Annotated in this window: 2 protein-coding genes; both read right to left on the reverse strand. The window is 34.9% G+C overall.

The genetic code is table 11. The features are described 5' to 3' along the window. Positions 1-183: 183 nt before the first annotated feature. Positions 184-909, reverse strand: coding sequence for an energy-coupling factor transporter transmembrane protein EcfT (locus tag Q7P22_RS10270; protein ID WP_303863850.1), 726 nt, complete (start codon positions 907-909; stop codon positions 184-186). Next, on the reverse strand, positions 884-1,884 hold a 1,001-nt coding region (locus Q7P22_RS10275; RefSeq protein ID WP_303863852.1), incomplete at its 5' end, for an ATP-binding cassette domain-containing protein. The genes Q7P22_RS10275 and Q7P22_RS10270, both read right to left, overlap by 26 nt.

Here is a 1,884-nt window from a genome sequence, read left to right on the forward strand (position 1 = left end):
CGATACCTGTAAAGGCTGCACTCAACATGATAGGTATAAATGTCGGAGGTCTAAGACTTCCATTGACTGAAGCAAGGGAAAAAGTAAGAGATGTTATCAGAAAAGATTTAGAGGAATTAGAAAAGATTTAATAACAAGGGCTGTCCACTAGGATAATTTATATTCTAGTGCATAGCCCTTGTTTTATAGTATTAAATTAATATGTCTTAGTATTAGATTTTGTATAAATAGTAATCCGATAGTGGTAGTTACAGGAAAAATTAAGTCTTTAAGGGTAGTTTCCATGACATAATACTCAGTTCTTTTGGCATTAGAATTAAATCCTTTAGACTCCATGGCTATAGCCAGAGCCTCTGACCAAAGTACTGCTTTTACTAGCATAGGTTTTAGCAGTGCTGGTGAAATGGCAAAAGTATTTACACCTCTGGCTCTAAATGCCGCCCGTGTTTTTTTGTATTCTTCCATAATATTAGGGAAGATATTCCATGCAGCCAATAGTCCATATGCGAATATAGGTGGTAAATGAAGCTGTTGCTGAAAGGAGCGGATCAGTTCCATTTTATTGGTAGTCAGTACAAATAGAAAACCTAAACCAGCATAGGCAAGCACTCTGCTTGAAAAAATCATGCCATTCCATATAGCATTATTTGTTAAGTCCAAACTATCTGGATTAACTGGCGCACCTTCTTGAACCTGAAAGTGGTAACCAGTAAAGAACATTCCAACTGCTACAAGCAGGATAGGTAACATAAGCAGAAACAATCGTTTGAACGATACTTTCGATAGTAGCATTAGTATTATACAAATAACAAATACTATAATATTGAGTATAGGATTATGAAAAGCCGCTAGAAGAAATGTAGGAATCAAAATACCTAACAATTTAAATACTGGATTTAGAGTATTCATACAACTTTCCCTCCTTTAGTTCAATGATTACCTCTGCATAGTATTTTGCAAGTTTTAAATCGTGGGTTGAAATAATCAGAGTCATGCCACGTTCCTTGGCTTTATTTATTAAAGCATTCATAATAGATACCGTATTGTCAGAATCCTGAGCATATGTTGGTTCATCACAGATTAAAATTTCACAGTCGTAGGCAAGCAGCGATGCGACTCCAAGTCTTCGCTGTTGTCCTTGGCTAAGCATATAAGGTGAAAAGTTTCTGTATTTCCACAAATCAATTTCTCTTAGAATTGATTCTGCTTCTTTTTGAACATCTTTATTGGATGAACGTATTTTAAGTCCCAGCTCGATTTCCTCTAGTACTGTATTTGATACAAATTGGTCTTGTGGGCTTTGAGTAACAAAACCAATCATACCTGCTTTATAATTTTTTCTCTTTTTAATATTCTTTCCCTTTAGAAGGATATCGCCTTCGTATTTATACAATCCACTAATTGTACCAAAAAGTGTACTTTTTCCACTGCCGCTTTCTCCGATAATAAAGTAAATTTTGTTGCGTTCAAATTCAAAATTTACTTTATTAAGTATAGTATTTTCATTACGTGATACTGTTAGATCATTAAGCTGAAGAATTGTCTCGTATTCTTGTACATCCTTTGTGTTCTCTGCTTCTATCATTATTTTAGCTGATATATCTTCTAGTATAAAGTTTGTTTGCACTATACCATTTTCCCTATTCATAAGTCGAATTTCATCTGCTATTTGCAGCCAATAGTCAAGACGATGGTCCACAACAAGTATTCCAACACCCTTTTTATGCAGCTTATGAATTTTTTGAACTAATTCCTTAGCTGACTTTTCATCAACATTTGCAAACGGCTCATCTAGGAGTAGCCACTGAGGATTAAGAGCAATTAGACATGATAGCATTGCCTTTTGTTTTTCTCCACCCGATAAAGATTGAAGACGACGGTTTC

The sequence above is a fragment of the Alkalibaculum bacchi genome (assembly GCF_937875145.1).
GTDB lineage: Bacteria > Bacillota > Clostridia > Eubacteriales > Alkalibacteraceae > Alkalibaculum > Alkalibaculum bacchi_A.

What these genes read in the sequence shown, in the direction of transcription:
- Q7P22_RS10270 (WP_303863850.1), bottom strand. Translation starts at nt 909, where the DNA reads ATGAATACTCTAAATCCAGTATTTAAATTGTTAGGTATTTTGATTCCT.